The 22,666-nt window shown below is 70.6% G+C and carries 20 protein-coding genes; 9 read left to right on the forward strand and 11 right to left on the reverse strand.

Features of this window, described 5'->3' with window-relative positions:
* Window positions 1-100: 100 nt before the first annotated feature.
* Entirely contained in the window at window positions 101-892 is a 792-nt protein-coding gene (locus tag ACIRP7_RS04235; RefSeq protein WP_403653701.1) for a dioxygenase, read from the forward strand.
* A gap of 16 nt (window positions 893-908) precedes the next feature.
* On the opposite strand, the gene ACIRP7_RS04240 is transcribed toward ACIRP7_RS04235, so the two are convergent.
* A complete protein-coding gene (locus tag ACIRP7_RS04240; protein ID WP_403653704.1) occupies window positions 909-1,439 on the reverse strand; it encodes a GNAT family N-acetyltransferase in 531 nt (176 codons plus the stop codon).
* Between the two features lie 193 nt (window positions 1,440-1,632).
* On the opposite strand from ACIRP7_RS04240, the gene ACIRP7_RS04245 reads away from it, so the two are divergent.
* Window positions 1,633-2,631: an RNA polymerase sigma factor RpoD/SigA gene (locus ACIRP7_RS04245; protein ID WP_403653707.1), complete on the forward strand. Its 999-nt coding sequence runs from the start codon at window positions 1,633-1,635 to the stop codon at window positions 2,629-2,631.
* A gap of 292 nt (window positions 2,632-2,923) precedes the next feature.
* On the opposite strand, the gene ACIRP7_RS04250 is transcribed toward ACIRP7_RS04245, so the two are convergent.
* Complete coding sequence (locus tag ACIRP7_RS04250) at window positions 2,924-3,937, reverse strand: helix-turn-helix transcriptional regulator (protein WP_403654243.1); 1,014 nt, start codon at window positions 3,935-3,937, stop codon at window positions 2,924-2,926.
* A 62-nt stretch (window positions 3,938-3,999) separates the two neighbouring features.
* Here ACIRP7_RS04250 and ACIRP7_RS04255 point away from each other — a divergent pair, with 62 nt between their 5' ends.
* From ACIRP7_RS04255 to ACIRP7_RS04275, 5 genes are all read left to right on the forward strand, one after another.
* Window positions 4,000-5,517, forward strand: coding sequence for an MFS transporter (locus tag ACIRP7_RS04255; protein WP_403653710.1), 1,518 nt, complete (start codon window positions 4,000-4,002; stop codon window positions 5,515-5,517).
* A 197-nt stretch (window positions 5,518-5,714) separates the two neighbouring features.
* Entirely contained in the window at window positions 5,715-6,476 is a 762-nt protein-coding gene (locus ACIRP7_RS04260; protein WP_403653713.1) for a DeoR/GlpR family DNA-binding transcription regulator, read from the forward strand.
* A gap of 12 nt (window positions 6,477-6,488) precedes the next feature.
* Window positions 6,489-7,436: a 1-phosphofructokinase gene (pfkB, locus tag ACIRP7_RS04265; RefSeq protein WP_403653716.1), complete on the forward strand. Its 948-nt coding sequence runs from the start codon at window positions 6,489-6,491 to the stop codon at window positions 7,434-7,436.
* A 163-nt stretch (window positions 7,437-7,599) separates the two neighbouring features.
* Complete coding sequence (locus tag ACIRP7_RS04270) at window positions 7,600-9,645, forward strand: fructose-specific PTS transporter subunit EIIC (protein WP_403653719.1); 2,046 nt, start codon at window positions 7,600-7,602, stop codon at window positions 9,643-9,645.
* A 99-nt stretch (window positions 9,646-9,744) separates the two neighbouring features.
* Window positions 9,745-9,999: a hypothetical protein gene (locus ACIRP7_RS04275; protein ID WP_352388445.1), complete on the forward strand. Its 255-nt coding sequence runs from the start codon at window positions 9,745-9,747 to the stop codon at window positions 9,997-9,999.
* A gap of 56 nt (window positions 10,000-10,055) precedes the next feature.
* On the opposite strand, the gene ACIRP7_RS04280 is transcribed toward ACIRP7_RS04275, so the two are convergent.
* From ACIRP7_RS04280 to ACIRP7_RS04290, 3 genes are all read right to left on the reverse strand, one after another.
* Complete coding sequence (locus ACIRP7_RS04280; RefSeq protein ID WP_403653722.1) at window positions 10,056-10,802, reverse strand: DUF6227 family protein; 747 nt, start codon at window positions 10,800-10,802, stop codon at window positions 10,056-10,058.
* Between the two features lie 176 nt (window positions 10,803-10,978).
* Window positions 10,979-12,205: an Ig-like domain-containing protein gene (locus tag ACIRP7_RS04285; protein WP_403653725.1), complete on the reverse strand. Its 1,227-nt coding sequence runs from the start codon at window positions 12,203-12,205 to the stop codon at window positions 10,979-10,981.
* Between the two features lie 242 nt (window positions 12,206-12,447).
* Window positions 12,448-13,473, reverse strand: coding sequence for a P1 family peptidase (locus ACIRP7_RS04290; protein ID WP_403653728.1), 1,026 nt, complete (start codon window positions 13,471-13,473; stop codon window positions 12,448-12,450).
* 134 nt (window positions 13,474-13,607) lie between these two features.
* Here ACIRP7_RS04290 and ACIRP7_RS04295 point away from each other — a divergent pair, with 134 nt between their 5' ends.
* The gene (locus ACIRP7_RS04295; RefSeq protein ID WP_352388437.1) at window positions 13,608-13,790 is read left to right on the forward strand and encodes a hypothetical protein; all 183 of its coding nucleotides are present in this window, start codon (window positions 13,608-13,610) and stop codon (window positions 13,788-13,790) included.
* A 22-nt stretch (window positions 13,791-13,812) separates the two neighbouring features.
* Here the strand turns inward: ACIRP7_RS04295 and mscL are convergent, their stop codons facing one another.
* From mscL to ACIRP7_RS04325, 6 genes are all read right to left on the reverse strand, one after another.
* Window positions 13,813-14,289, reverse strand: coding sequence for a large conductance mechanosensitive channel protein MscL (gene mscL / locus ACIRP7_RS04300; RefSeq protein ID WP_403653731.1), 477 nt, complete (start codon window positions 14,287-14,289; stop codon window positions 13,813-13,815).
* Window positions 14,290-14,391: 102 nt separating this feature from the next.
* Window positions 14,392-14,928, reverse strand: a complete 537-nt coding sequence (locus ACIRP7_RS04305; RefSeq protein ID WP_403654246.1) for a hypothetical protein — start codon at window positions 14,926-14,928, stop codon at window positions 14,392-14,394.
* Between the two features lie 145 nt (window positions 14,929-15,073).
* A complete protein-coding gene (locus ACIRP7_RS04310) occupies window positions 15,074-15,907 on the reverse strand; it encodes an S-methyl-5'-thioadenosine phosphorylase (RefSeq protein ID WP_352388432.1) in 834 nt (277 codons plus the stop codon).
* A gap of 97 nt (window positions 15,908-16,004) precedes the next feature.
* Window positions 16,005-16,331 carry an FmdB family zinc ribbon protein gene (locus ACIRP7_RS04315; protein WP_403653734.1) on the reverse strand — a complete coding sequence of 109 codons (327 nt, stop codon included), beginning with the start codon at window positions 16,329-16,331 and terminating at the stop codon, window positions 16,005-16,007.
* Window positions 16,332-16,398: 67 nt separating this feature from the next.
* Window positions 16,399-17,664 (reverse strand): MFS transporter, encoded by a 1,266-nt coding sequence (locus ACIRP7_RS04320; RefSeq protein ID WP_403653737.1) that lies wholly within the window; start codon window positions 17,662-17,664, stop codon window positions 16,399-16,401.
* A 207-nt stretch (window positions 17,665-17,871) separates the two neighbouring features.
* Window positions 17,872-19,431, reverse strand: a complete 1,560-nt coding sequence (locus ACIRP7_RS04325; RefSeq protein ID WP_403653739.1) for a potassium/proton antiporter — start codon at window positions 19,429-19,431, stop codon at window positions 17,872-17,874.
* A 336-nt stretch (window positions 19,432-19,767) separates the two neighbouring features.
* On the opposite strand from ACIRP7_RS04325, the gene ACIRP7_RS04330 reads away from it, so the two are divergent.
* Window positions 19,768-22,617 (forward strand): penicillin acylase family protein, encoded by a 2,850-nt coding sequence (locus ACIRP7_RS04330; RefSeq protein WP_403653742.1) that lies wholly within the window; start codon window positions 19,768-19,770, stop codon window positions 22,615-22,617.
* Window positions 22,618-22,666 lie beyond the last annotated feature (49 nt).

Below are 22,666 nucleotides of genomic sequence, written 5' to 3' on the forward strand. Positions count from 1 at the left end.
ACAAGTGAGGCGTACAGTCATGTCAGAAGAAGCTTTAAATTTGAAGCACCGACCCATGTGAAGCACTCGACGCATCGGAAGTACCGGAGGAGCCCCCGCCATGTCCGCCGCCACGCTGGAGCGCATGCCCGCCCTCTATCTGAGCCACGGCGCCCCGCCGCTCGCCGACGACCCCATCTGGCCCGGTGAGCTCGCCGCCTGGTCCGCGGAACTGCCCCGCCCCAAGGCGATCCTCATGGTCTCCGCCCACTGGGAGGAGGCCCCCCTCGCCCTCGGCGCGGTGCAGCCCGTCCCGCTCGTCTACGACTTCTGGGGCTTCCCCGAGCACTACTACCAGGTGACGTACGACGCCCCCGGCGCCCCCCAACTCGCCGACTCCATCCGCAAGTTGCTGCGCGCCCCCGGCATCCCCGTGCAGGACATCCCGGACCGCGGACTGGACCACGGCGCCTACGTCCCCCTCGTCGAGATGTTCCCCGAGGCCGACATCCCCGTCCTCCAGATCTCCATGCCGACCCTCGACCCGGTCCGGCTCATGGAGATCGGCCGCAAGCTCGCCCCGCTGCGCGACGAGGGCGTCCTGATCGTCGGCTCCGGTTTCTTCACCCACAACCTCGCCGCCCTGCGCCACACCGGTGGCGGAGTGCCCACCTGGTCCTCGGAGTTCGACGACTGGGGCCGGCGGGCCCTTGAGGCGCGGGACGTGGACTCCCTGCTGGACTTCCTGCACAAGGCCCCGGCCGGGCGCTACGCCCACCCGCGCACCGAGCACTTCGCCCCCCTGTTCGTGACGATGGGCGCGGCGGACGTGAGCGGCGAGCTGGACGCGCAGAGGTCCGTCATCGACGGGTTCTGGATGGGGATGGCCAAGCGGTCCGTGCAGTTCGGCTGACACTCTCCCGCGGGACCTACAGGCCCTTCTCGTACCAGGCCACGTCCCAGTAGCGGCCGAACTTCCTGCCCACTTCCCGGTACGTGCCGACGTGCCGGAAACCGAAGCGTTCATGCAGCCGCGTGGACGCTTCGTTGGGCTGTGCGATGCCCGCGTAGGCGCGGTGCACGTCCTCGCCGGCCAGGGCCTCGAAGAGGGCCTTGTAGAGGAGGGTGCCGATGCCCCGGCCGCCCGCGTCCGGGGCGACGTAGACGGTGACCTCCACGGAGGTCGCGTACGCGGGCTTCGCGCGGAACGGGCTGGACGTGGCATACCCGAGGATCCGCTGTGAGGTTCCTGTCGGGTCCGTGTCGGTGGCAACCTTCAGGCGGTACGGGCCGTCTTCAGGGTGGGAGAGCAGCCAGGGGCGGCGCTCCTCCGGGGTGAAGACGGCGGTGTCGAATGTGATCGGCGTCTCACGAACGTAGTGGTTGTAGAGGTCGGTGAGGGCCCCGAGGTCGCTTTCGACTCCCGGCCTGACCTGCACCTCCGTACGTTCCGACGGCATCGCTCCTCCTCATGTGGCCGGACAGGGTACTGCAAGATCAGAAAAATAGCGGCACGGCTTGGGAATTCTGTCCGGTTTCCAGTCGTTGTTTCCATCGGATGCAGGGCACCCGAGGAGAGTCCGGAAAGCAACCGGAACCGGGACCCAGCGTCCGACGGACCACCCGCTGACCCAACATCGCAAGGGAGCACGCATGGCAACCCGTGCCGTCGCCCGTCGTAAGTCCGCCACCGGCGGGTCTACCGACGCGGCACGCAGTGTTCGCGTCCATGGCGGCGAGATCGCCGACCGCGACCTGGTCGGCATGTACCTCGACGAGATCGCGCGTACGCCGCTGCTCGACGCCGCCAAGGAAGTCGAGCTGTCCCAGATCATCGAGGCGGGTGTGTTCGCCCGGCAGGTCCTCGACGGATACGAGGAAGCCAAGGCGGACGCCACCCGCGAGGAGCTGGAAGCCCTGGTGGAGGAGGGTGAGCGTGCCAAGGACGTGTTCATCCGCTCCAACCTCCGCCTGGTCGTGGCCGTGGCCCGCCGCTACCCCCGCAGCGGACTGCCCCTGCTCGACCTGATCCAGGAGGGCAACGCCGGCCTGGTGCGCGCGGTCGAGAAGTTCGACTACCGCAAGGGCTTCAAGTTCTCGACGTACGCGACCTGGTGGATCCGTCAGGCCATCACCCGCTCCATCGCCGACCAGTCCCGCACCATCCGGCTGCCCGTCCACCTCGTGGAGGAGCTGGGCCGCATCCGCCGTGTGCAGCGCGAGTTCAACCGCGAGCACGGCCGCGACCCGGAGCCCGCGGAGGTCGCCGCCGAGCTCGGCTCGAACCCCGAGCGCGTGATCGACGTCCTGGACTGGGCCCGCGACCCGGTCTCGCTGAACATGTCGGTGGACGACAACGGCGACACCCAGTTCGGTGACCTCCTGGAGGACACCTCCGCGGTCTCGCCGGAGCAGTCGGTGCTGACGCTGCTGCGCAGCGAGGAACTGGACGACCTCATCGGCCGCCTCGACCAGCGCACCGCTTCCATCATCAAGATGCGGTACGGCATCGAGGACGGGCGCGAGCGCACGCTGACCGAGGTCGGCAAGGAGCACGGGCTCACCCGCGAGCGGATCCGGCAGATCGAGAAGCATGCCCTGCTGGAGCTGAAGAAGCTGGCGCGGTCCACCGGGTTCGACGCGGCGGCGTAGGCGGGGTGTGCCCGCGTACGCCGGGTGGCGAAAGACCGCGTAAACATGGCTGTACTAGGCCGCTTAACCGGCGGGCCCCAGGGAACAAGACTTCAGGGTCCAGGTGTTCGGGCCCGGAGACCAAGCCTTCGGACCCTCCCGAACCAAGTCCCGTCGCAATCCCCCCCGGCGCCGGGACTCTCCCCGAGCCGGATCTCGGCGCCCCTCCCCCCGGGCGCCGGGGTCCGGCTCTTTTTCATGCCCCGCCTGCTCACGCCCGTCTTCGCATGCCCCGGCACAGCGGAACGGTGGGTCACCCCGTACCTGAACCACGGGGTGACCCACCGGACGGCAGATTCTTCCACCCCTCTGCCGCCCGGACCAACCGTCCCCCCAACTCCCGCACCGCGGCCGCCAGTTCCACGGGCTCCTCCACCACGAACTCGACTCCGGTCATGGCCAGCCGCACCGCCATCCAGTCCACCGCGTCCCCGACGGTCGTCCGCAGCCGGCACCGTCCCTCGCCCACCGGCTCCGGCACCCCCATCCACGCCGGCACCCGGGCCCCCACCACGGACGCGTCGCCCTCGAACGTCACGACCAGTTCGTAGGTCTCCTGGCGGTGGTACATCGACTGCCGCAGGTACTCCGCCGCGCCTCCCGTCGGCAACTCCCGCGGAGCGAACCGCGCCCCCGTGGCGAAGGGGTCCTTCACCCGGTCGACCCGGAAGGTCCGCCAGTCGCCGCGGTCGAGGTCGTAGGCGACCAGGTACCAGCGGCGCCCGGTGGAGACCAGACGGTACGGCTCCACGACGCGTCGGGACTCGGCGCCGTCCTTGGCGCGGTAGGCGAACCGCAGCCGTTCGTGTCCGGCCACCGTGGACGCCATCACCGTCAGGGTCTCGGTCGCGATGCTCGCCCCGTCCCCGCTGGTCAGCGGAGTCGTCGCGGCCTGCAGCGTGGACACGCGGTGCCGCAGGCGGGACGGCAGGACCTGTTCGAGTTTCGCCAGCGCCCGTACGGACGCCTCCTCCATCCCCTCGACCGCGTGCCCCGCCCCCGCCCGCAGCCCGACCGCGATGGCCACCGCCTCCTCGTCGTCGAGGACGAGCGGGGGCATGGCCTTGCCCGCGACCAGCCGGTAGCCGCCGTCCGAGCCCTTGGACGCCTCGACGGGGTAGCCCAGTTCGCGCAGGCGGTCGATGTCCCGCCGGACCGTGCGGCGGGAGACCCCGAGCCGGCCGGCGAGCTCGCCGCCGGGCCATTCGCGGGGCGTCTGGAGGAGGGAGAGGAGCGTCAGGAGCCGTGCGGGGGTGTCCGTCGTCATGAGTTCGAGAATGCCGTAGAAGTAGGACACGATCTGACCTAATGGGGTCGTAGCTTCACTGCATGACCTCCACCGAGACCACATCCACCGCTCCGCGGCCCGCCGCGGGCGACCGGCGCCGCTGGTTCGCCCTCGCCATCGTGATGACCGCGGCCTTCATGGACCTCGTCGACGTCACGATCGTCAACATCGCCATCCCGTCCATCCGGCAGGACGCCGGCGCCTCCGTCAGCCAGATCCAGTGGATCACCGCCGGTTACGCCCTGGCCTTCGCCGCGGGACTGATCACCGGAGGGCGGCTCGGTGACATCCACGGGCGCAAGCGGCTGTTCCTCGTCGGTATCGGCGGGTTCACGCTCGCGTCGGCGCTGTGCGGCTTCGCCGCGAACCCGGAGATGCTGGTCGCGGCCCGGATCCTGCAGGGCGGCATGGCGGCGATGATGGTGCCGCAGGTCCTGTCGATCGTGCACGCGACCTTCCCCGCGCACGAGCGCGGCAAGGTGTTCGGGCTGTTCGGCGCGGTCGTCGGGCTGGGGGCCGTGTCCGGTCCGCTGCTCGGGGCGCTGCTGACCGAGTGGAACCTCTTCGGGCTGGAGTGGCGGCCGATCTTCCTCATCAACCTGCCGGTCGGGATCATGGGGCTGGTGCTCGGGAGCCGTTTCATCACCGAGTCCAAGGCCCCGCGGGCGCTGAAGCTGGACCTGGTGGGCGTGGCCATGGTCGTGCTCGGGCTGCTGATGCTGCTCTACCCGCTGACCCGCGGCGAGGAGCTGGACTGGCCGGTGTGGGGGTACGTGTCGATGGCCGGCGCACCCCTCGTGTTCGCGGCGCTGGTGGCGTACGAGAGGCGCAAGGCCGCGCGGGACGGGTCGCCGCTGGTCGAGCTGTCGCTGTTCAGGGTGAAGAGCTTCGCGGCCGGGATCGCCGTGCAGACGGTGTTCGGGGTCGGGCTCGGCATCTTCTTCCTGGTGTGGACGCTGTACATGCAGACCGGGCTGGGCTGGAGCCCGCTGCGGGCCGGGCTGACCGGGGTGCCGTTCTCGCTCGCCGTCTCCACGGCCGCGGGGCTGTCCGTGCAGGTGCTCGTGCCGCGGTTCGGACGCGGGGTGCTCCAGGCCGGTGCGCTGCTGATGGCGGTGGGCGTGCTCCTCTACCTGTGGGAGGCCGAGCGGTACGGCATGGCGATCAGCTCGTGGCAGATGGCGTTGCCGCTGGTCGTGATGGGGGTCGGCATGGGCCTGATCGTCGCCCCGCTCACCGACGCGGTGCTCTCCGAGGTGCCGCGCGAGCACGCCGGTTCGGCGTCGGGACTCATCAACACCGTGCAGCAGATGGGCAACGCGCTCGGGCTCGGGCTGGTGTCGGTGGTGTTCTTCGGGGTCATCGGCGACGACCTGCGGCCGGAGCAGGTGGGCCCGGCCTTCGTGGACGCCTTCCAGCACGCGCTCGGATGGGTCGCGGCGGTGATGGGCGTCATCTTCCTGCTGATGTTCGCGCTGCCGAAGCGGCCCGCGCAGCACGTGGAGGGGGCGGCCGAGCTTCCGGTGCAGGCGGAGCAGGAGCCCGCACTCGTCTCCTGACATCCGAGGTGAGGGGCCCGGTACCGGCTGCGGTACCGGGCCCTGTGCCGTATCCGGACACAACTGGAGGTCCGCAGGAAGCCCGTGAAAGTCCGTTCATGCCCGAATGGCATCCGAACCTGTTTACTTTCCGGAAATCCGGGCGTAGCCTCCCGTCTGAAACCACACGTTCGGGCATCGGTCGGAGGCGAGCGGACATGTACGCACCGGAACGGCAGCAGGAGATCCTCCGGCTCGCCCGTGACGGCGGGCGGGTGGACGTCGTCTCGCTGGCCGAGGAGTTCCAGGTCACCGCCGAGACCATCCGGCGCGACCTGAAGGCCCTCGACCGCGCGGGCCTGCTGCGCCGGGTGCACGGCGGGGCCATCCCGGCCGGGCGCCTCGACTTCGAGCCGGACCTCGCCGAGCGCGAGACGACCGCGGCCGACGAGAAGGACCACATCGCCAAGGCCGCCCTCGCCGAACTGCCGGCCGAGGGCACCCTGATCCTCGACGCCGGTACGACCGTGGCCCGCCTGGCCGCCGCCGTGCCGCTGGAGGCCTCGCTCACCGTCGTCACGCACAGCCTGCCGATCGCGGCCCGCCTCGCGGACCACCCCGGCATCCAGCTCCACCTGGTCGGGGGGCGCGTACGGCACCGTACGCGCGCCGCTGTCGACGCCTGGGCGCTGCGGGCGTACGGCGAGATCCGGGCCGATGTCCTCTTCGTGGCGGCCAATGGCTTCTCCGCCGAGCACGGCCTCACCACCCCCGACCTCGCCGAGGCCGCGGTCAAGCGCGCTGCACTCGGCGCCGCCCGCCGCGTGGTGCTGCTCGCCGACTCCTCCAAGCACGGCCAGGAGCACTTCGCCCGCTTCGGTGACCTGAGCGATGTGGACCTGCTGATCACCGACAGCGGGCTGAGCCCCGACGACGCCGCCGTGATCGAGCGCGGCGGCACGGAAGTGCTGTGTGTTTAGAAACGAGTGCGCATGATCCTCACCGTCACCCCGAACCCGTCCCTGGACCGTACGTACGAGGTCCCGTCCCTGGAGCGCGGCGAGGTCATCCGCGCCACCGGTGAACGCATGGACCCCGGCGGCAAGGGCGTCAACGTCTCACGTGCCGTCGCGGCCGCCGGACGGCGCACGGTCGCGGTCCTGCCCCTGGGCGGGGCGCCGGGGGCCCTCGTCGCCGACCTGCTCGACGCGCAGGGCATCGAGGTCGCACCGGTCCCGGTCGCCGGAGCGACCCGGTCGAACATCGCGCTCGCCGAGTCGGACGGGGTGCTCACGAAGATCAACGCGCCGGGTCCCGAACTGTCCGCAGCCGAGCAGGAGTTGCTGCTGGAGACGGTCCGCACGCAGTCGCGTGACGCCTCGTGGATCGCGTGCTGCGGAAGCCTGCCCCGGGGGCTCGCGCCCTCCTGGTACGCCGAGGTGGTCGCGCGGGCGCACGCCGGAGGCGCTCGGATCGCCCTGGACACCTCGGGGCGCGCGCTCCTGGAGGCGCTGCGCGAACGGCCCGACGTGGTCAAGCCGAACGCCGATGAGCTGGCGGAGGCCGTCGGACGCCCCCTGTCGACGGTGGGTGACGCGGTGAAGGCGGCCGAGGAGCTGCGGGAGATGGGTGCGCGGGCGGTGCTCGCGAGCCTGGGCGCCGACGGGCAGCTGCTCGTGGACGGCTCCGGTGCCTGGTTCGGCAGCGCGCGCGTGGACGCCGTACGCAGCAATGTCGGCGCCGGCGACTCGTCCCTGGCCGGGTTCCTGATCGCCGGCGGCAGCGGCCCCGGGGCCCTCGCCTCCGCGGTCGCGCACGGCGCGGCGGCCGTTCAGCTGCCCGGCAGCGTCATGCCGACACCGGACGACCTGGACCCGGCAGCGGTGACGGTCACGGCCGAGGTGCCGGTGGACCGCGTGCTGACGGAGCCGGTGACATGACCGGCCCGATGCCTTCCCCGACGGTGGCGAACCGTACGGCGAGGAACCACGCCGTGCCGAACCGTACGGCCACCACCCCCGAGACCCCACACCGCTGCACCCCCGTCCCCCTCCCCACCGCCCACCCCACTCCCCGGGCGATACGCGTGCGAAGGAGCCCGCGATGAGCGACATGATCACCGCGGACCTGGTCGATCTCGACCTGTCCGCCGATACCAAGGAAGCGGCGGCCCGTGCCCTCGCCGAGCGCATGGTCGCCCTGGGCCGGGTGACCGACCTGGAGGGCTTCCTCGCCGACGTGGCCGCCCGCGAGGCCCAGATGCCGACCGGCCTCGACGGCGGCATCGGCATCCCGCACTGCCGCAGCGAACACGTCACCGAGCCGACGCTCGCCTTCGGGCGCAGCTCCTCCGGGATCGACTTCGGCGCCACGGACGGACCCGCCGACCTGATCTTCCTGATCGCCGCACCGGCCGGCGCGGACGACGCCCACCTGACGATCCTCTCCTCCCTCGCGCGGCAGCTGATGAACACCGAGTTCACGGACGCGCTGCGGGTCGCGGACAACGCGGAGAGCGCGGCCGTGCTGATCCGCGGGGACGAGCCGCCGGCGCCGGACGCCGGCGAAGACTCCGTTGCGGCATCGGCGGCGGCCTCCGCCGATGCCGCAACGGCCACCACCCCACCGAGCGCCGACGACACGCACCCCTTCCGGATCGTCGCCGTCACCTCCTGCCCGACCGGTATCGCCCACACCTACATGGCGGCCGAGTCCCTGGAGAACGCCGGCCGCGAGGCGGGCGTCGAACTCGTCGTCGAGACCCAGGGCTCGGCCGGCTTCGACCGGCTCGACCCGGCCGTCATCGCGGCGGCGGACGGCGTGATCTTCGCGCACGACGTCCCCGTACGCGACAAGGACCGCTTCGCCGGCAAGCCCACCGTCGACGTCGGCGTGAAGGCGGGAATCAACCGGCCCGCGGAACTCATCACCGAAGTACGCGCCAAAGCCGCGCGCGGTGAGGTGACGGCGGGCGCCGCGGGCGCGGGGACGCCTGTCGAGCGGGCCGGCGAGCCCGGCGACGGCTACGGCACCAAGCTCCGCAAGTGGCTGATGACCGGCGTGAGTTACATGGTCCCGTTCGTCGCCGCGGGCGGTCTGCTGCTCGCCCTCGGGTTCGCGATCGGCGGCTGGCAGATCGCGAGCGCGCCCTCGGTCATGAAGCACTTCTCCTGGACCGAGATCGACAGCTGGGGCGCCCTGCTGTTCCAGATCGGCCAGGTCGCCTTCGGCTTCCTCATCCCGGTCCTCGCCGGATACATCGCGTACGGCATGGCGGACCGCCCCGGTCTCGTCCCCGGCTTCGTCGGCGGAATGATCGCCTCCAACATCGCCGCGGGCTTCCTCGGCGGTCTGGTCGCCGGTCTGCTGGCGGGTGGTGTGGTCCTCGCGATCCAGCGGATCAAGATTCCACCGGTGCTGCGCGGCATCATGCCGGTGGTGGTGATCCCGCTGATCTCCTCGCTCATCGTCGGCTTCCTGATGTTCGTGGTGATCGGCAAGCCCATCGCCGAGGCCCAGAAGGGCATGACGAACTGGCTCAACGGCCTCTCCGGCACCAACGCGATCCTGCTCGGTGTCCTCCTCGGCCTGATGATGTGCTTCGACCTCGGCGGCCCGGTCAACAAGGTCGCGTACGCCTTCGCCACCGCCGGAATCGCCGTGCAGAGCCCGAGCGACTCCGCGATGAAGGTCATGGCCGCCGTGATGGCCGCGGGCATGGTCCCACCGCTGGGCATGGCGCTCGCGACCACCGTCCGCAAGAAGCTCTTCACCGAGACCGAGCGCGAGAACGGCAAGGCCGCCTGGGTCCTTGGCGCGTCCTTCATCTCCGAGGGCGCGATCCCGTTCGCGGCGGCCGACCCGCTGCGCGTCATCCCGGCCTCGATGGCGGGCGGCGCCGTCACCGGCGCCCTGTCGATGGCCTTCGGCGCCACCCTGCGCGCCCCGCACGGCGGTATCTTCGTGGTCCCGCTGATCGGCAGCCCGTTCCTCTACCTGATCGCCATCGCGGCGGGCGTGTGCGTCACGACCGCCCTGGTGGTCGTCCTGAAGAGCATGCGCAAGCCGGCGCCGGGGACCGCGGCCGCCGCGGCGACCGATGCCACCGGCACCCCGGCGACCGAGCCGAAGCAGCCGGTCGCCGCGTGAACCGTGCCCCTTTGGGGCGGCTGTGAGTCGTTCACGGCACCTGCGAGATACGTCACGGTCCGGGGCAGAAATCCCGGACCGTGGTGTCTACTGGAACGCATGCCTGAGCACCATTCCGTCTACCAGTTGCTTGGTATGACCCTGCTCGTCCTGGTGACCGTCGCCTGGGGGATCGGGCTGGCCTTCATGCTGCGCCGCGGTCGCTACAAGACCGTGCCGTGGCACTACGGACGCGGTCTGCCGGCCCTGCCCCACCAACGACGGGCCGCCCCCGGACGCGAGTGCGTCGAGCTGACCCCGGCGGAGGAGGACGCGTTCGCGGGTCTGGTACGACAACTCGGCGGCGGCCGCTGACACGGGCGCCGGAACCAGGACCTACGTGAGTAGCCGCGCCCGGGGTGTGAGCCCGGTCAGGAGACCTGGGCCGCGCGCCGCTCCATGGCGTCGCGGGCCGCGTCCTCGGTGAGGTACACCTCGCACATGTGCCGTCCGTCGGGTGTCGCCGTGTGCTCGACCTCCCACAGGGAGATCTCCGCTCCGTCGCGCAGCAGGAACGCGTGCTCGTACAGCGAGAAGCCCAGCCCGGCACGCCCCGCCCGGCACGGGCGCCCGAACGCCTGCGTGATCTGGTGGGCGAACGCCTCCGCCAGCCGCGCGGCCGTCTCCGGGCCCGGCCGGTCCGTGTTCTCGGCGCGGCGCAGCAGCCGGCGCGCGTGGTCCGCGGAATCGTCCGGGACGTAGGCGTGCCGCGGCCCGTACACAGGCGAGAGCTGCACCGTCACCGGGAGCTCGAAGTCCGGGGTGTCGGGCGGTAAGGGCAGCCGCGCGGTCGCCGCACGCAGCTCCTCCTCGTCGACGTAGACCTCGTGCTGCGGAACGCTGTCCCGCGCGGTGTTGTGGACGAGCTCCCACAGAGTGAGCGCCGAGCCGTCGGCGAGCAGCCACGTGTGCCGGTACGTCTCCCGGTGCAGCCCCGCGCTGTGGTGCGCGGAGTGCAGCGAACTGTCGTACGCCAGCGCGCAGTCCAGCTGCCGTATCGCCTCGTCGGGCAGCTCGAAGGAGTTCAGGGCACGACCGAGGAGCCGCGCGAGATGCTCCTCCGGAGACTCGGGCGACTCGTGTGGTTCGTACGCTGCCGTCTCGTACGGAACGCTCAAGGCTTCTCCCGGCGTTGCTGCATGTCACCTTGTGGGTGCATACCGTAGCCCCTCGGTCGGACATCATGTCCGGGAACCGAGAAAACGTACGCCCGGAAAACGACCGGGCCACGCGGGAAATTCCCACGCGGCCGACGACCCGTCAAAAACCCCCGGTCAGACAGGGCTTGCGACGATCAGGAGGTGCCGACGGCACTGCCCGCGACCCACTCGTCCCACGGCATGTTCCAGCCGTTCAGCCCGTTGTCGGGCGCCACCGTCTTGTCGGGGGAGTTCTTCACGATCACCACGTCCCCGATCAGCGAGTTGTCGTAGAACCACTTGGCCGGAGTGTCCGACTGCCCGCCCTTGACGTCCCGCAACCCGACGCAGCCGTGGCTGGTGCCGGTGCGCCCGAAGGGCGGATTCCCCTTGTTGTACCAGTAGTTGCCGTGGATGAAGGTCCCCGACTGCGTCAGCCGCATCGCGTCCGGGACGTCGGGGATGTCGTACGCGTTGGCGAGGGCGACCGTCCGGCTGTCCATGCGAATCTTCTTGTACTTCTCGGAGATCACCATCTGCCCGTTGTACGTGGTGAACTCCGGGCTGCCCGTGGAGATCGGCACCGACTGGACGGTCCGCCCGTCCCGCACGACCTTCATGGTCTGCGTGTCCGCGTCCACGGTGGACACTTGCGAGCGCCCCACGGCGAAGCTGGCGGTCTTCTCCTGCACACCGGTGACCCCGCCCGCGCCCTCGACCCCGTCCAGGTCGATCTTCATCGTGACCTTGGAGCCGGCCTTCCAGTACTCCTCGGGCCGGAAGTCGAGCCGCTGCGCCCCGAACCAGTGCCCGACCACCTGCTGCCCACTGCTGGAGCTGACCTCGATGTGCGACTGCACGGCCTTCTTGTCGCTGATCGCCTTGTCGAAAGTGAACGACACCGGCATCCCCACGCCGACCGTCGTGCCGTTGTCCGGCGTGTACGTCCCGACGAAGCTGTTCGCCTTGGAGACGGTCGTGAAGACGGACTTCGCGCTCACGGCCTTGCCGTCCGAGTCCTTGGCCGTCGCGGCTATCTCGTACTTCGTCCCCCGCTCCAGCTGCTCCTCGGGCTTCCAGCCCTTCCCGCCCGCGACGATCTCCCCGGACACTTGCTGGCCCGAGCCGGCCACCGTCATCCTCACGCCGGTCAGCGTGCCGTCGCTGACCTTCACGCCGGTCGAGTTGATGGACGCGCCCGTCGAACCGTTCTTGGCGGAGATGACGATCTGCGCCGCGGAGGTCTTCGCGGGGTCCTTGCCGCCCTTGCCTTCACTCTTGCCGTCGGAGTCGCCTCCGCACGCGGTGAGGGTGAGGGTGCCGACCATCAGGACGGCACAGGCCCCCAGTGCGCGCCGCGCTGCTATGTCCGGCGTTGTCACGGGCTGCTCCAGATTGGTGTGATATGCGTTGTCCGCTCCACTCCGTGAAGAAAGAGGGACCCGGTCCCCGCCCGGGTTCCCTACCAGCGCGACGAATGCCAGACGAATGCCATCAGAATGGGGGCGGTGAGGTTGTCGGTCGGGTGCGGGCCGGTGGGGGCTGGTCGCGCAGTTCCCCGCGCCCCTGGGGGCGCTACGCACAACGCCCGCCCCCACCGAACCCGCACACACAGCCCCAGGCTTCACTCGCCGTACAGCTCCCGATAGGCCGGCCACGCCCCGCCCACCCCCTCCACCGACTCCGCCGCCCGCACCGCCCGCACAATCGCGCGCGTCACCACATCCGCACCCGCTGCGAGCACCGCGTTGAGCGCGAGCGGGTCCACGGCGTCGAGCGGCCGCGCCCCCGTGGCCAGGGCGAACACCGTGTCGCCGTCGTGCAGCAGGTGCACCGGCCGCACGGCACGCGCGATGCCGTCGTGCGCGGTCCCCGCCACCTTCTGGGCCTGCGCCTTCGACAGTTCCGCATCCGTGGCCACCACCGCGAGCGTGGTGTTCAGCGGGGGCGGCGCATTCCTCGCCGCGGTCTCGGCGAGCCGCCGTCGCGCCGCCTCGTGCACCCGCGGCTCCGGATACCGCACCCTCCCGTCGAACAACTCCCCGTACAGAACCCCCGTCTCCGGATCCGACACCGCCCCCACCGCGTTGGCCACCACCAACGCCGCCACGGTGACCCCCGAGGGGAGCACGACACTCGCCGTCCCCACCCCGCCCTTCATCGCCCCGACCGCGGCTCCGGTCCCCGCCCCCACACACCCTTCCGTCACCTCCGCACCGAAGGCACTCGCCGCGGCGGCCTCGACAGCGGCCCGCCCGGTCGCCGCGTCCGGCCGGGCCCGGAAGTCGCCGCCCCGCCCGAGATCGAAGACACACGCGGCAGGCACGACCGGCACCACATGCGTGGGATCGGGTCCGACCCGCACCCCCCGCCCCTGCTCCTCCAGCCAGGCCATCACCCCGGAGGCCGCGTCCAGCCCGTACGCGCTGCCCCCGGTCAGCACGATCGCCTCGACCTTCTGCACCAGGTTGCGCGGGTCGAGCGCGTCGGTCTCCTTGGTGCCAGGACCTCCGCCGCGCACGTCCACCGCGGCGACGGCCCCGCCCTCCGGGGCGAGCACGACGGTGGTGCCGGTGAGCCAACCGCCGCCGGTACGCGTCGCGTGCCCCACCCGTACCCCGGTGACATCCGTCAGAGCGTCAACTGTCATGGGACCAGTCTCGTCCAGGCACCACCTCGACCCGCCGAGACCAGGAGGTCACACCACCCGAACCACCGGCAACGCCGTGAAGAGCAGATGGCCGCTCCCACGGTGTGCGTCCGGCGGGGCCGTACCCTGGATCCATGAGTAGCGCCCCCCGCCCCGAGCCCCGCGAGCCGAAGCCCGCGCTGGTCTTCGACGATCCGCTGGACCAGCAGTCCTCGGACGACACCGACCGAGGCTGGGGCGACCGGCCGCGCACCGACAGCGACAGCGCGGCCGACCTGAAGCGCTTCCTCGACGAGAAGCCGCCCCACCACCTGTGATCGGGCCGCACCACCCGGATCGCTAGCGCCAGTCGTGACCCTCGTGGCCCGAGCCCCGCTGGGCGACCAGGGCGTCGCGGATCTCCTTGAGAACCTCCAGCTCGGTCACCTCCATGACCTCGTGGGTGCCCTCCTTCGCCTTCCGGCGGGCCTCCATCCGGGCCAGGTACTTCGACATCGGCAGGACCATCAGGAAGTAGACGACGGCCGCGGTGATCACGAACGTGAGCGTGGCGCCGAGGACCGAGCCCCACAGGATCCGTACACCCTCCGCGCTGTCGCCGGTACCCGTGCAGGGGCCCTTGAGGCACGAGTTGTAGCTGTCGAGGTTCTTCGTGCCGATCGCCCCCACCAGCGGGTTGATCACGCCCTTCACCACCGAGTTGACGATGTTGGTGAAGGCGGCGCCGATGACCACCGCGACTGCCAGATCGATGACGTTCCCTCGCATCAGAAAGGCCTTGAAGCCCTCCAGGACGCTCGGCTTCTTCTCGCTCACCCAGAGGCCTCTTCTCGCACGCGCACGTTGTGGAACAAACAGCTCCGCAACCTACGTCAACGCGAGGTGGGCCTGCCCCATGGGGTAGCTCTAAAAGGCGGCTCAACACAACGTCACCGCCAGCCGTGCCGTCGCGCTCGCGCCCGCGAGGCGAGCCGCCGTGGACCGCGGCACCGAGAGCACGATCAGCGCCCCGCCCTCGCTCACACCGTCCGCCGGCTCCGGCACCTTCGTCACCCGCGCGCCGCGGGCGACCACTCGGGCGTCCCCGCCCAGCGCCGACTCCTCGGCGGCGATGACGTCGACCCGGTCCCCGGGGCGCAACAGCCGGACCGTCGCACCGTCGGCGATCCGTACCGGCGCCGACACCGTCTCCACGACCCGGTGTTCGCGCACGGGCTGGGCTGCCGGATGACCCCGCGCCCCGTCGCCGCCCCGCGGGCCCGCCGCCACCAGTGCGGCCGCGGTGACGGCCAGGCCGAGGGCCACGGCACGCCTGCGGCTGCGGACGAGTCGCCGTAGTCGATACCGCCCGCGCCCTACTCGGACCGGCGCGAAGTGCGGGACCTCGCAGGTCGGGGGAGCGTCGGTGCCGGGCGGGCACGGAAGGAGGGGAGAGGGCGAGGGAGCGAAGGACATGTGGACCACCACCAGCGACGGGACATCGGCTTGCCCTGCCACGATGCGGCTTCGCGCCGAATCCCGCCGAGCCCGGTGGACTACCTGCCGGTTGTGGAAAACTTCCTCACCCGAACGAGGACTTCCGCCTCAATCCGGGCGCCGGCTAGGGCAGTTCGAACCCGGGGTCCATCCCGCCCAGTGCGCCGACGCACAGGCAGTCCCGCTCGTCCTGGGCGGGCAGCGCCGCCACCGCGTCGAACAGCACACCCCGCAGCCGGTCCACGTTCGCCGCGAACACCCGCAGCACCTCGTCGTGCGAGACGCCCTCACCGGTCTCGGCGCCCGCGTCGAGATCGGTGACCAGGGTCAACGACGTGTAGCAGAGCTCCAGTTCGCGGGCGAGGGACGCCTCGGGGTGACCGGTCATGCCCACCACCGACCAGCCCTGCGCCTGGTGCCACAGCGATTCGGCGCGGGTCGAGAAGCGCGGACCCTCGATCACGACGAGCGTGCCGCCGTCCACCGCCTCCCAGTCCCGCCCGCGGGCAGCCTTCAGCGCGGCCGCCCGTCCGGCGGGGCAGTACGGATCGGCCAGGGACACGTGCACCACGTTCGGCACGGCCCCGTCCGGCAGCGGCAGCCCGTCGAAGTACGTCCCCGCCCGGGACTTCGTACGGTCGACCAGCTGGTCCGGCACCAGCAGGGTGCCCGGTCCGTACTCGGGACGCAGCCCGCCCACGGCGCACGGCCCGAGGATCTGGCGTGCCCCCACCGACCTGAGCGCCCACAGATTGGCCCGGTAGTTGATCCGGTGGGGCGGCAGATGGTGGCCGCGTCCGTGCCGGGGCAGGAAGGCGACCCGCCGGCCGGCGACCTCGCCGAGGAAGAGGGAGTCGCTGGGCGGACCGTAGGGGGTGTCCACCTGGACCTCGGTCACGTCCTCGAGGAACGAGTAGAAGCCCGAGCCGCCGATTACGCCGATCTCTGCGTTCGCCATGAACAGCACAGTATCCGGCCCCGAAAACCCGCGGCGACCGGCCCGGACAACGCCGAAAACCCTGCCGTCCCGTGACGGCAGGGTTCACAAGGGGGAGCTATGCGGCGGAGCTGCTGCTGGACGAGGTGCCCGAGCTCGACGACTTCGTGTCCGAGGAGGACGAGGAAGACGACGAGGACGACTCGGACGACGACGTGGACGTCGACGGCTTCGAGGGCGACGACGCCGGCGAGCTGCTCGACGAGGAGCCGCGGCTGTCGTTGCGGTAGAAGCCGGAGCCCTTGAAGACGATGCCGACCGCGGAGAACACCTTCTTGAGGCGGCCCTGGCAATTCGGGCACTCGGTCAGAGCGTCGTCGGTGAACTTCTGCACCGCCTCGAGGCCCTCGCCGCACTCGGTGCACTGGTACTGATAGGTGGGCACTGTCTTCCTCCTGGCACTCTCACTCAATGAGTGCTAACGATGGTCCATAGTGACGCATTCCCGGGGATCAGTCCACTGCCACCGGCACTCGGTGACCCATGCCACGTGCGACCGTCCGCCCGCGAGGCCGGGTCGCGAGGTGTGAACGCAGCGCCACCAGGGTCGCCAGGGCGAGCAGCGTGCCGCCCATCGGCACCAGGAACCCGGCGCCGCCCCAGAAGCGGTCCTCCAGCTGCCCGGCGATCGTGACGGCGGCCGCCTGGCCGAGCGCCACCGCCCCGGTCAGCCAGGTGAAGGCCTCGGTGCGGGCGCCGGCCGGGACCAGGTTCTCGACCAGGGTGTAGCCGGTGATCAGGGCGGGCGCGATGCACATGCCGACCAGGAGGCCGAGGCCGGCCAGGACGAGCACCGAGTGCGCGGCCCACAGGCCGGAGGCCGTCAGCGCGAGGGCGCCGTAGGCGACGACCAGGCGCCGCCGGGGGGCCACCTTCCAGGCGATGGCACCGCAGACCAGGCCGGAGAGCATGTTGCCCGCGGCGAAGACGCCGTACAGGACACCGTTCAGGCCGGGCTCGCCGATCGACTCGCTGAACGCGGCCAGGGAGACCTGCATGCCGCCGAAGACGGACCCGATGCCCAGGAAGGTCACGATCAGGACGCGCACCCCGGGGACGCGCAGTGCCGGGGTGTGCTCCACGCGCGTGTGCTCCCCGAGAACGACGGAGGGCTGCGTGCTCTTCTGCGCGGCGAACAGCAGGCCGCCCAGCAGCGTCAGGGACGCCTCCGTCAGCAGCCCCGCGGCGGGGTGGACGGCGGTGCACAGAGCGGTGGCCAGCAGCGGGCCGAAGACGAAGGTCAGCTCGTCCGTGACGGACTCGAAGGCGGCCGCCGTGGTCATCAGGGGGGAGTCCTGGAGCTTGGCTCCCCAGCGGGCGCGCACCATGGGCCCGATCTGCGGCACCGAGGCGCCGGTGGGCACGGCCGCGACGAACAGCGCCCACAAGGGCGCGTGCGCGAGGGCGAGAGCCGTCAGGGACAGGCCCGCCAGGGTGTGCACCAGGACGCCGGGGACCAGCACGGCGCGCTGCCCGTAGCGGTCCGCGAGACGGCCGCTGTAGGGCGCGAACAGTGCCATGGCGACACCGGTGACGGCCGCGACGGCGCCCGCCGCGCCGTAGGAGCCGGTGGTGTGCTGGACGAGCAGCACGAGGGAGAGGGTGAGCATCGCGAACGGCTGGCGTGCCGCGAAGCCGGGGAGCAGGAACGTCCAGGCGCCGCGGGTACGCAGCAGCTGTCCGTATCCCGGGCGGGGGGAGGTGACCGTGGATGCCACGGCCCGTGCCTTTCTGCCGCCTGGTAGCGCGGCTCCCTTTCCCAAGGGAGGGCGCCGAGAGCTGTCCTCTTGCGCGGACTGCGGTAGATGCCGAAGACCGCTCTCAGGGACGTCTCGGCCGCCATACGGTCGCGCCAGCTCTGCGTCAGGCAGAGTTGGTTCGATCAGGGGTCGGTCACCATCCTACAGGGGGCGCGTAACACACCCTTAACGTGCGCTGTCGGTGCCGTCCGTGCCCAGCCAGTCGGCCAGCTTGCCGCCGTGGCCGACCGCGCGCAGCCGTCGTTCGGCGGCGTCGCGGACCGGGTCGGTGGCGACCACGAGCAGTTCGTCCCCGCGCCGCAGCACGGTCGTGGGCAGCGGGACGAACGATTTTTCATCGCGGACGACGAGGGTGACCGCGGCCCCGGCCGGCAGCCGCAGCTCGTTGACCTCGACGCCGTGCATCCGGGACCCGTCGGGGATCGCGACGGACAGCAGGTGCCCGCGCAGCCGCTCCAGGGGCGCCGACTCGATCCCGAGGTCGGCGGTGTCGGAGTCGCCGCCCAGCCGCAGTGTGCGCGCCAGCCAGGGCAGTGTCGGGCCCTGGACGAGGGTGTAGACGACGACCAGGACGAAGACGATGTTGAAGACGCGACGGCTGCCCTCGACACCGCTCACCATGGGGATCGTCGCCAGGATGATGGGCACGGCGCCGCGCAGTCCGGCCCAGGACATGAGCGTCTGCTCCTGCCACGGCACCCGGAACGGCGTCAGGCACAGGAAGACGCTCAGCGGTCGCGCCACCATGGTCAGCACCAGCCCTATGACGAGCCCGGGCAGTACGTCGTCGCCCAGCTCGTGCGGGGTGACGAGCAGGCCGAGCAGGACGAACATGCCGATCTGGGCGATCCAGCCGAGCCCGTCCGCGAAGCCGCGGGTGGCGGGCCAGTGCGGCAGCTTGGCGTTGCCCATCGCCATGGCGGCGAGATAGACCGCGAGGAACCCGCTGCCGTGCGCCAGCGCGCCCGCCGCGTACGCGGTGACCGCGATCGCCATGACCGCGATCGGATAGAGGCCGGAGGCGGGCAGGGCGACGTGCCGCAGGCCCCAGGAGCCCAGCCAGCCCACCGCGATGCCGATGGCGGCGCCGATGGCCAGCTCCAGCGTTATCTCGGCGAGCAGCGTGTACCAGTGCTCGACCGGACCGGTCTGGGAGAAGGCGACCACCAGGATGACCACGGGGGCGTCGTTGAAGCCGGACTCGGCCTCCAGCGTGCCCGTCACGCGCGCGGGCAGCGGGATCCTGCGCAGGACCGAGAAGACCGCCGCCGCGTCCGTCGAGGAGACGACCGCCCCGATGATGAGCGCCTGGCGCCATTCGAGGCCGATCAGGTAGTGCGCGGCCGTCGCCGTGACCCCGACGCTCACCGCGACCCCGCCCAGCGCCAGCGCGGTGGCGGCCGGCAGGGCCGGTTTGATCTCCTTCCACTTCGTGCCGAGTCCGCCCTCGGCCAGGATCACGACCAGGGCCGCGTACCCGATGACCTGGGTCAGCTCGGCGTTGTCGAAGTGGATGTCGCCGATGCCGTCCTGGCCCATGGCGATGCCGATCCCCAGGTAGACGAGCAGGCTGGGGAGCCCGCTGCGCGAGGAGATCCGGACCGCTGCCACGGCGACGAGCAGGACGAGCGAGCAGACGAACAGGAGCTGGTTGAGGTGGTGGACAGTCAGCGGCCGTTCCCTTCCCTGGCTCACCGCATCACGCGCGTGTGAGCTCACGTACATAGGACACGAAGCGGTGGAGCAGCGCATCCAAGTACTTCGTTACCTTACCTAACTCTTGACGATTTCTTGACGCTTCGCGCGGCGAGATCGAACGCTCGTCCGCGTTCGTACCCGACTCCGCGTCAAGTCCGCCTGAGCCCTGCGCCTATGGTTGCTCCAGCGCGCAGAGCCTGCGTCACATCCCCGGCTGGGCGCGCGACGCCTGGCACGCACGCTCGCCGCGTTGCGATCGCACGCACCAGACGCCGCGCGCTGATCCAGTCGGGAATGTGACGCAGGCTCCCCGTCGAAAGCACAGCCCGCCCTGCCGCTCGCGTTAGGACAGCAAGGACAGCGATGCCCCCCACCACCACCGCCTCATCGGGTCAGCAGCCCGGCAAGTCCGGCAGGAAGAAGGGGCGCCGAGCCCGCCTGATCGTTCTCGTCCTCGTACTGGCCGTCATCGGCGGTGTCGCCTACGGCGGGTACTGGTCGGTGAGCACCGTCCGCGCGTCCTTCCCGCAGACCAAGGGTTCGACCGAGCTCAAGGGCCTGTCGGGCCCCGTGGACGTCAAACGCGACAGTTACGGCATTCCGCAGATCTACGCCTCCTCGGACGCGGACCTGTTCATGGCGCAGGGCTACGTCCAGGCCCAGGACCGGTTCTACGAGATGGACGTGCGCCGGCACATGACCTCCGGGCGCCTGTCGGAGATGTTCGGCCAGGGCCAGGTCAAGGACGACGAGTTCCTGCGCACGCTGGGCTGGGACCGGGTCGCGAAGAAGGAGTACGACACCAAACTGTCGGCCTCCACCAAGAAGTACCTCCAGGCCTACGCCAAGGGGGTCAACGCCTACCTCCAGGGCCGGAGCGGCAAGGGCATCTCCCTGGAGTACGCGGCGCTCGCCTTCAAGAACGACTACAAGCCCGAGAAGTGGACCCCGGTCGACTCGCTCGCGTGGCTCAAGGCGATGGCCTGGGACCTGCGCGGCAACATGCAGGACGAGATCGACCGCGCCCTGATGACCAGCCGCCTCGGCCCGAAGCAGATCGCCGACCTGTACCCGGAGTACCCGTACAGCCGCAACCAGGCGATCGTCCAGGAGGGCCAGTACAACGAGCTGACCGAGACCTTCGAGCAGAACGGCAGCTCGCAGGAGAACGGTCTGTCCGGCACCGGCACCTCCACGAGCGGCACCGGAACGTCCACGAGCGGCACCGGCACCTCCACGAGCGGCTCGGGAACGGCCGCGGGCGGCACCGTCACGGGCACGTCGGCCTCGACCTCCTCCTCGACCGCCTCGGCCCTCCAGAGCCAGCTCTCCGGCCTCTACGACGTCCTGGACGACGTCCCCACGGCCGTCGGCGTCAACGGCCAGGGCATCGGCTCCAACTCGTGGGTCGTCGCCGGCTCGCACACCATCACCGGCAAGCCGCTGCTCGCCAACGACCCGCACCTGTCGGCCTCGCTGCCGTCCGTCTGGTACCAGATGGGCCTGCACTGCCGGACCGTCTCCAGCAAGTGCCAGTACGACGTCTCCGGCTACACCTTCGCGGGCATGCCCGGCGTGATCATCGGTCACAACGCGAAGATCGCCTGGGGCATGACGAACTCCGGCGTCGACGTCACCGACCTCTACCTGGAGAAGCTCTCCGGCGACGGCTACCTGTACGGCGGCAAGACGGTTCCCTTCACCACGCGCGAGGAGACCATCAAGGTTGCCGGCGGCGCCTCCAAGAAGATCGTCGTCCGTGAGACGAACAACGGCCCCCTGGTCTCCGACCGCTCCGACGAACTCGTGAAGGTCGGCAAGAAGGCCACCGTCGACAACGCGGCCCCCGACCGCGGCGAAGGCTACGGCGTCGCGCTGCGCTGGACCGCGCTCGACCCCGGCACCTCCATGGACGCCGTGTTCGCGATGGACCGGGCGTCGAACTGGAGCGAATTCCGCTCGGCGGCCGCGTTGTTCGACGTGCCCTCGCAGAATCTCGTCTACGCCGACTCCGAGAACATCGGCTACACCCTGCCCGGCCGCATCCCGATCCGCGCGAAGGGCGACACCGGCGCCATCCCGGCCCCGGGCTGGAACCCGAAGTACACCTGGACCGGCAAGTACATCGGGCAGGACGAGCTGCCCTACGAGTACAACCCGGAGCGCGGCTACATCGTCACCGCCAACCAGGCCGTGGTCGACAAGGACAAGTACCCCTACACGCTCACCACGGACTGGGGCTACGGCACCCGCAGCCAGCGCATCACCGACCTGATCGAGCAGAAGATCAAGGGCGGCGGCAAGATCTCCACCGACGACATGCGCCAGATGCAGCTCGACAACAGCAGTGAGATCGCCAAGCTGCTCGTACCGAAGCTGCTGAAGATCGACGTCGAGGACAAGGACGTCCGTCAGGCGCAGGAGCTCCTGGAGGGCTGGGACTACACCCAGGACGCCGACTCGGCCGCGGCCGCCTACTTCAACGCCGTCTGGCGCAACATCCTCAAGCTCGCCTTCGGCAACAAGCTGCCCAAGGAGCTGCGGGTCAAGGGCCAGTGCCTGTGGGTCGACCCGGTCAACACCGTCGGGCCCGCGGACGAGACGGACAAGGTCCGCGAGTGCGGCCAGCGCGACGCCGACCAGGCGCAGCCCGACGGCGGCGACCGCTGGTTCGAGGTGGTGCGCAAGCTCATGGACGACGAGAACAGCGACTGGTGGAAGACCCCGGCCGGCGTCGGCCACCGTCCCAAGGCCGACAACCGCGACCAGCTGTTCAAGCGCGCCATGATCGACGCCCGCTGGGAGCTGACCGCGAAGCTCGGCAAGGACATCGACACCTGGAGCTGGGGCCGGCTGCACCGCCTGTTCCTGAAGAACCAGACCCTGGGCATCGAGGGCCCCGGCTTCGTCCAGTACATGCTCAACCGCGGCCCCTGGAAGCTCAGCGGCGGCGAGGCGACGGTCAACGCGACCGGCTGGAACGCCGCGGGCGGTTACGGCGTCGTCTGGGTGCCGTCGATGCGCATGGTGGTCAACCTCGGCGACCTCGACAAGTCGAAGTGGATCAACCTCACCGGCGCCTCCGGGCACGCCTACAGCGCGCACTACACCGACCAGACCGGCAAGTGGGTCAAGGGGGAGCTGCTGGACTGGTCCTTCTCGGACGACGCCGTCGACAAGAGCACCACCGACACGCTGGTGCTCAAACCGTGAGCTGAGGCGGCAGACCGCGGAAGGGCCCTCCACACGCGTGTGGAGGGCC

This window comes from Streptomyces sp. NPDC102270, assembly GCF_044766405.1.
Lineage (GTDB): Bacteria > Actinomycetota > Actinomycetes > Streptomycetales > Streptomycetaceae > Streptomyces.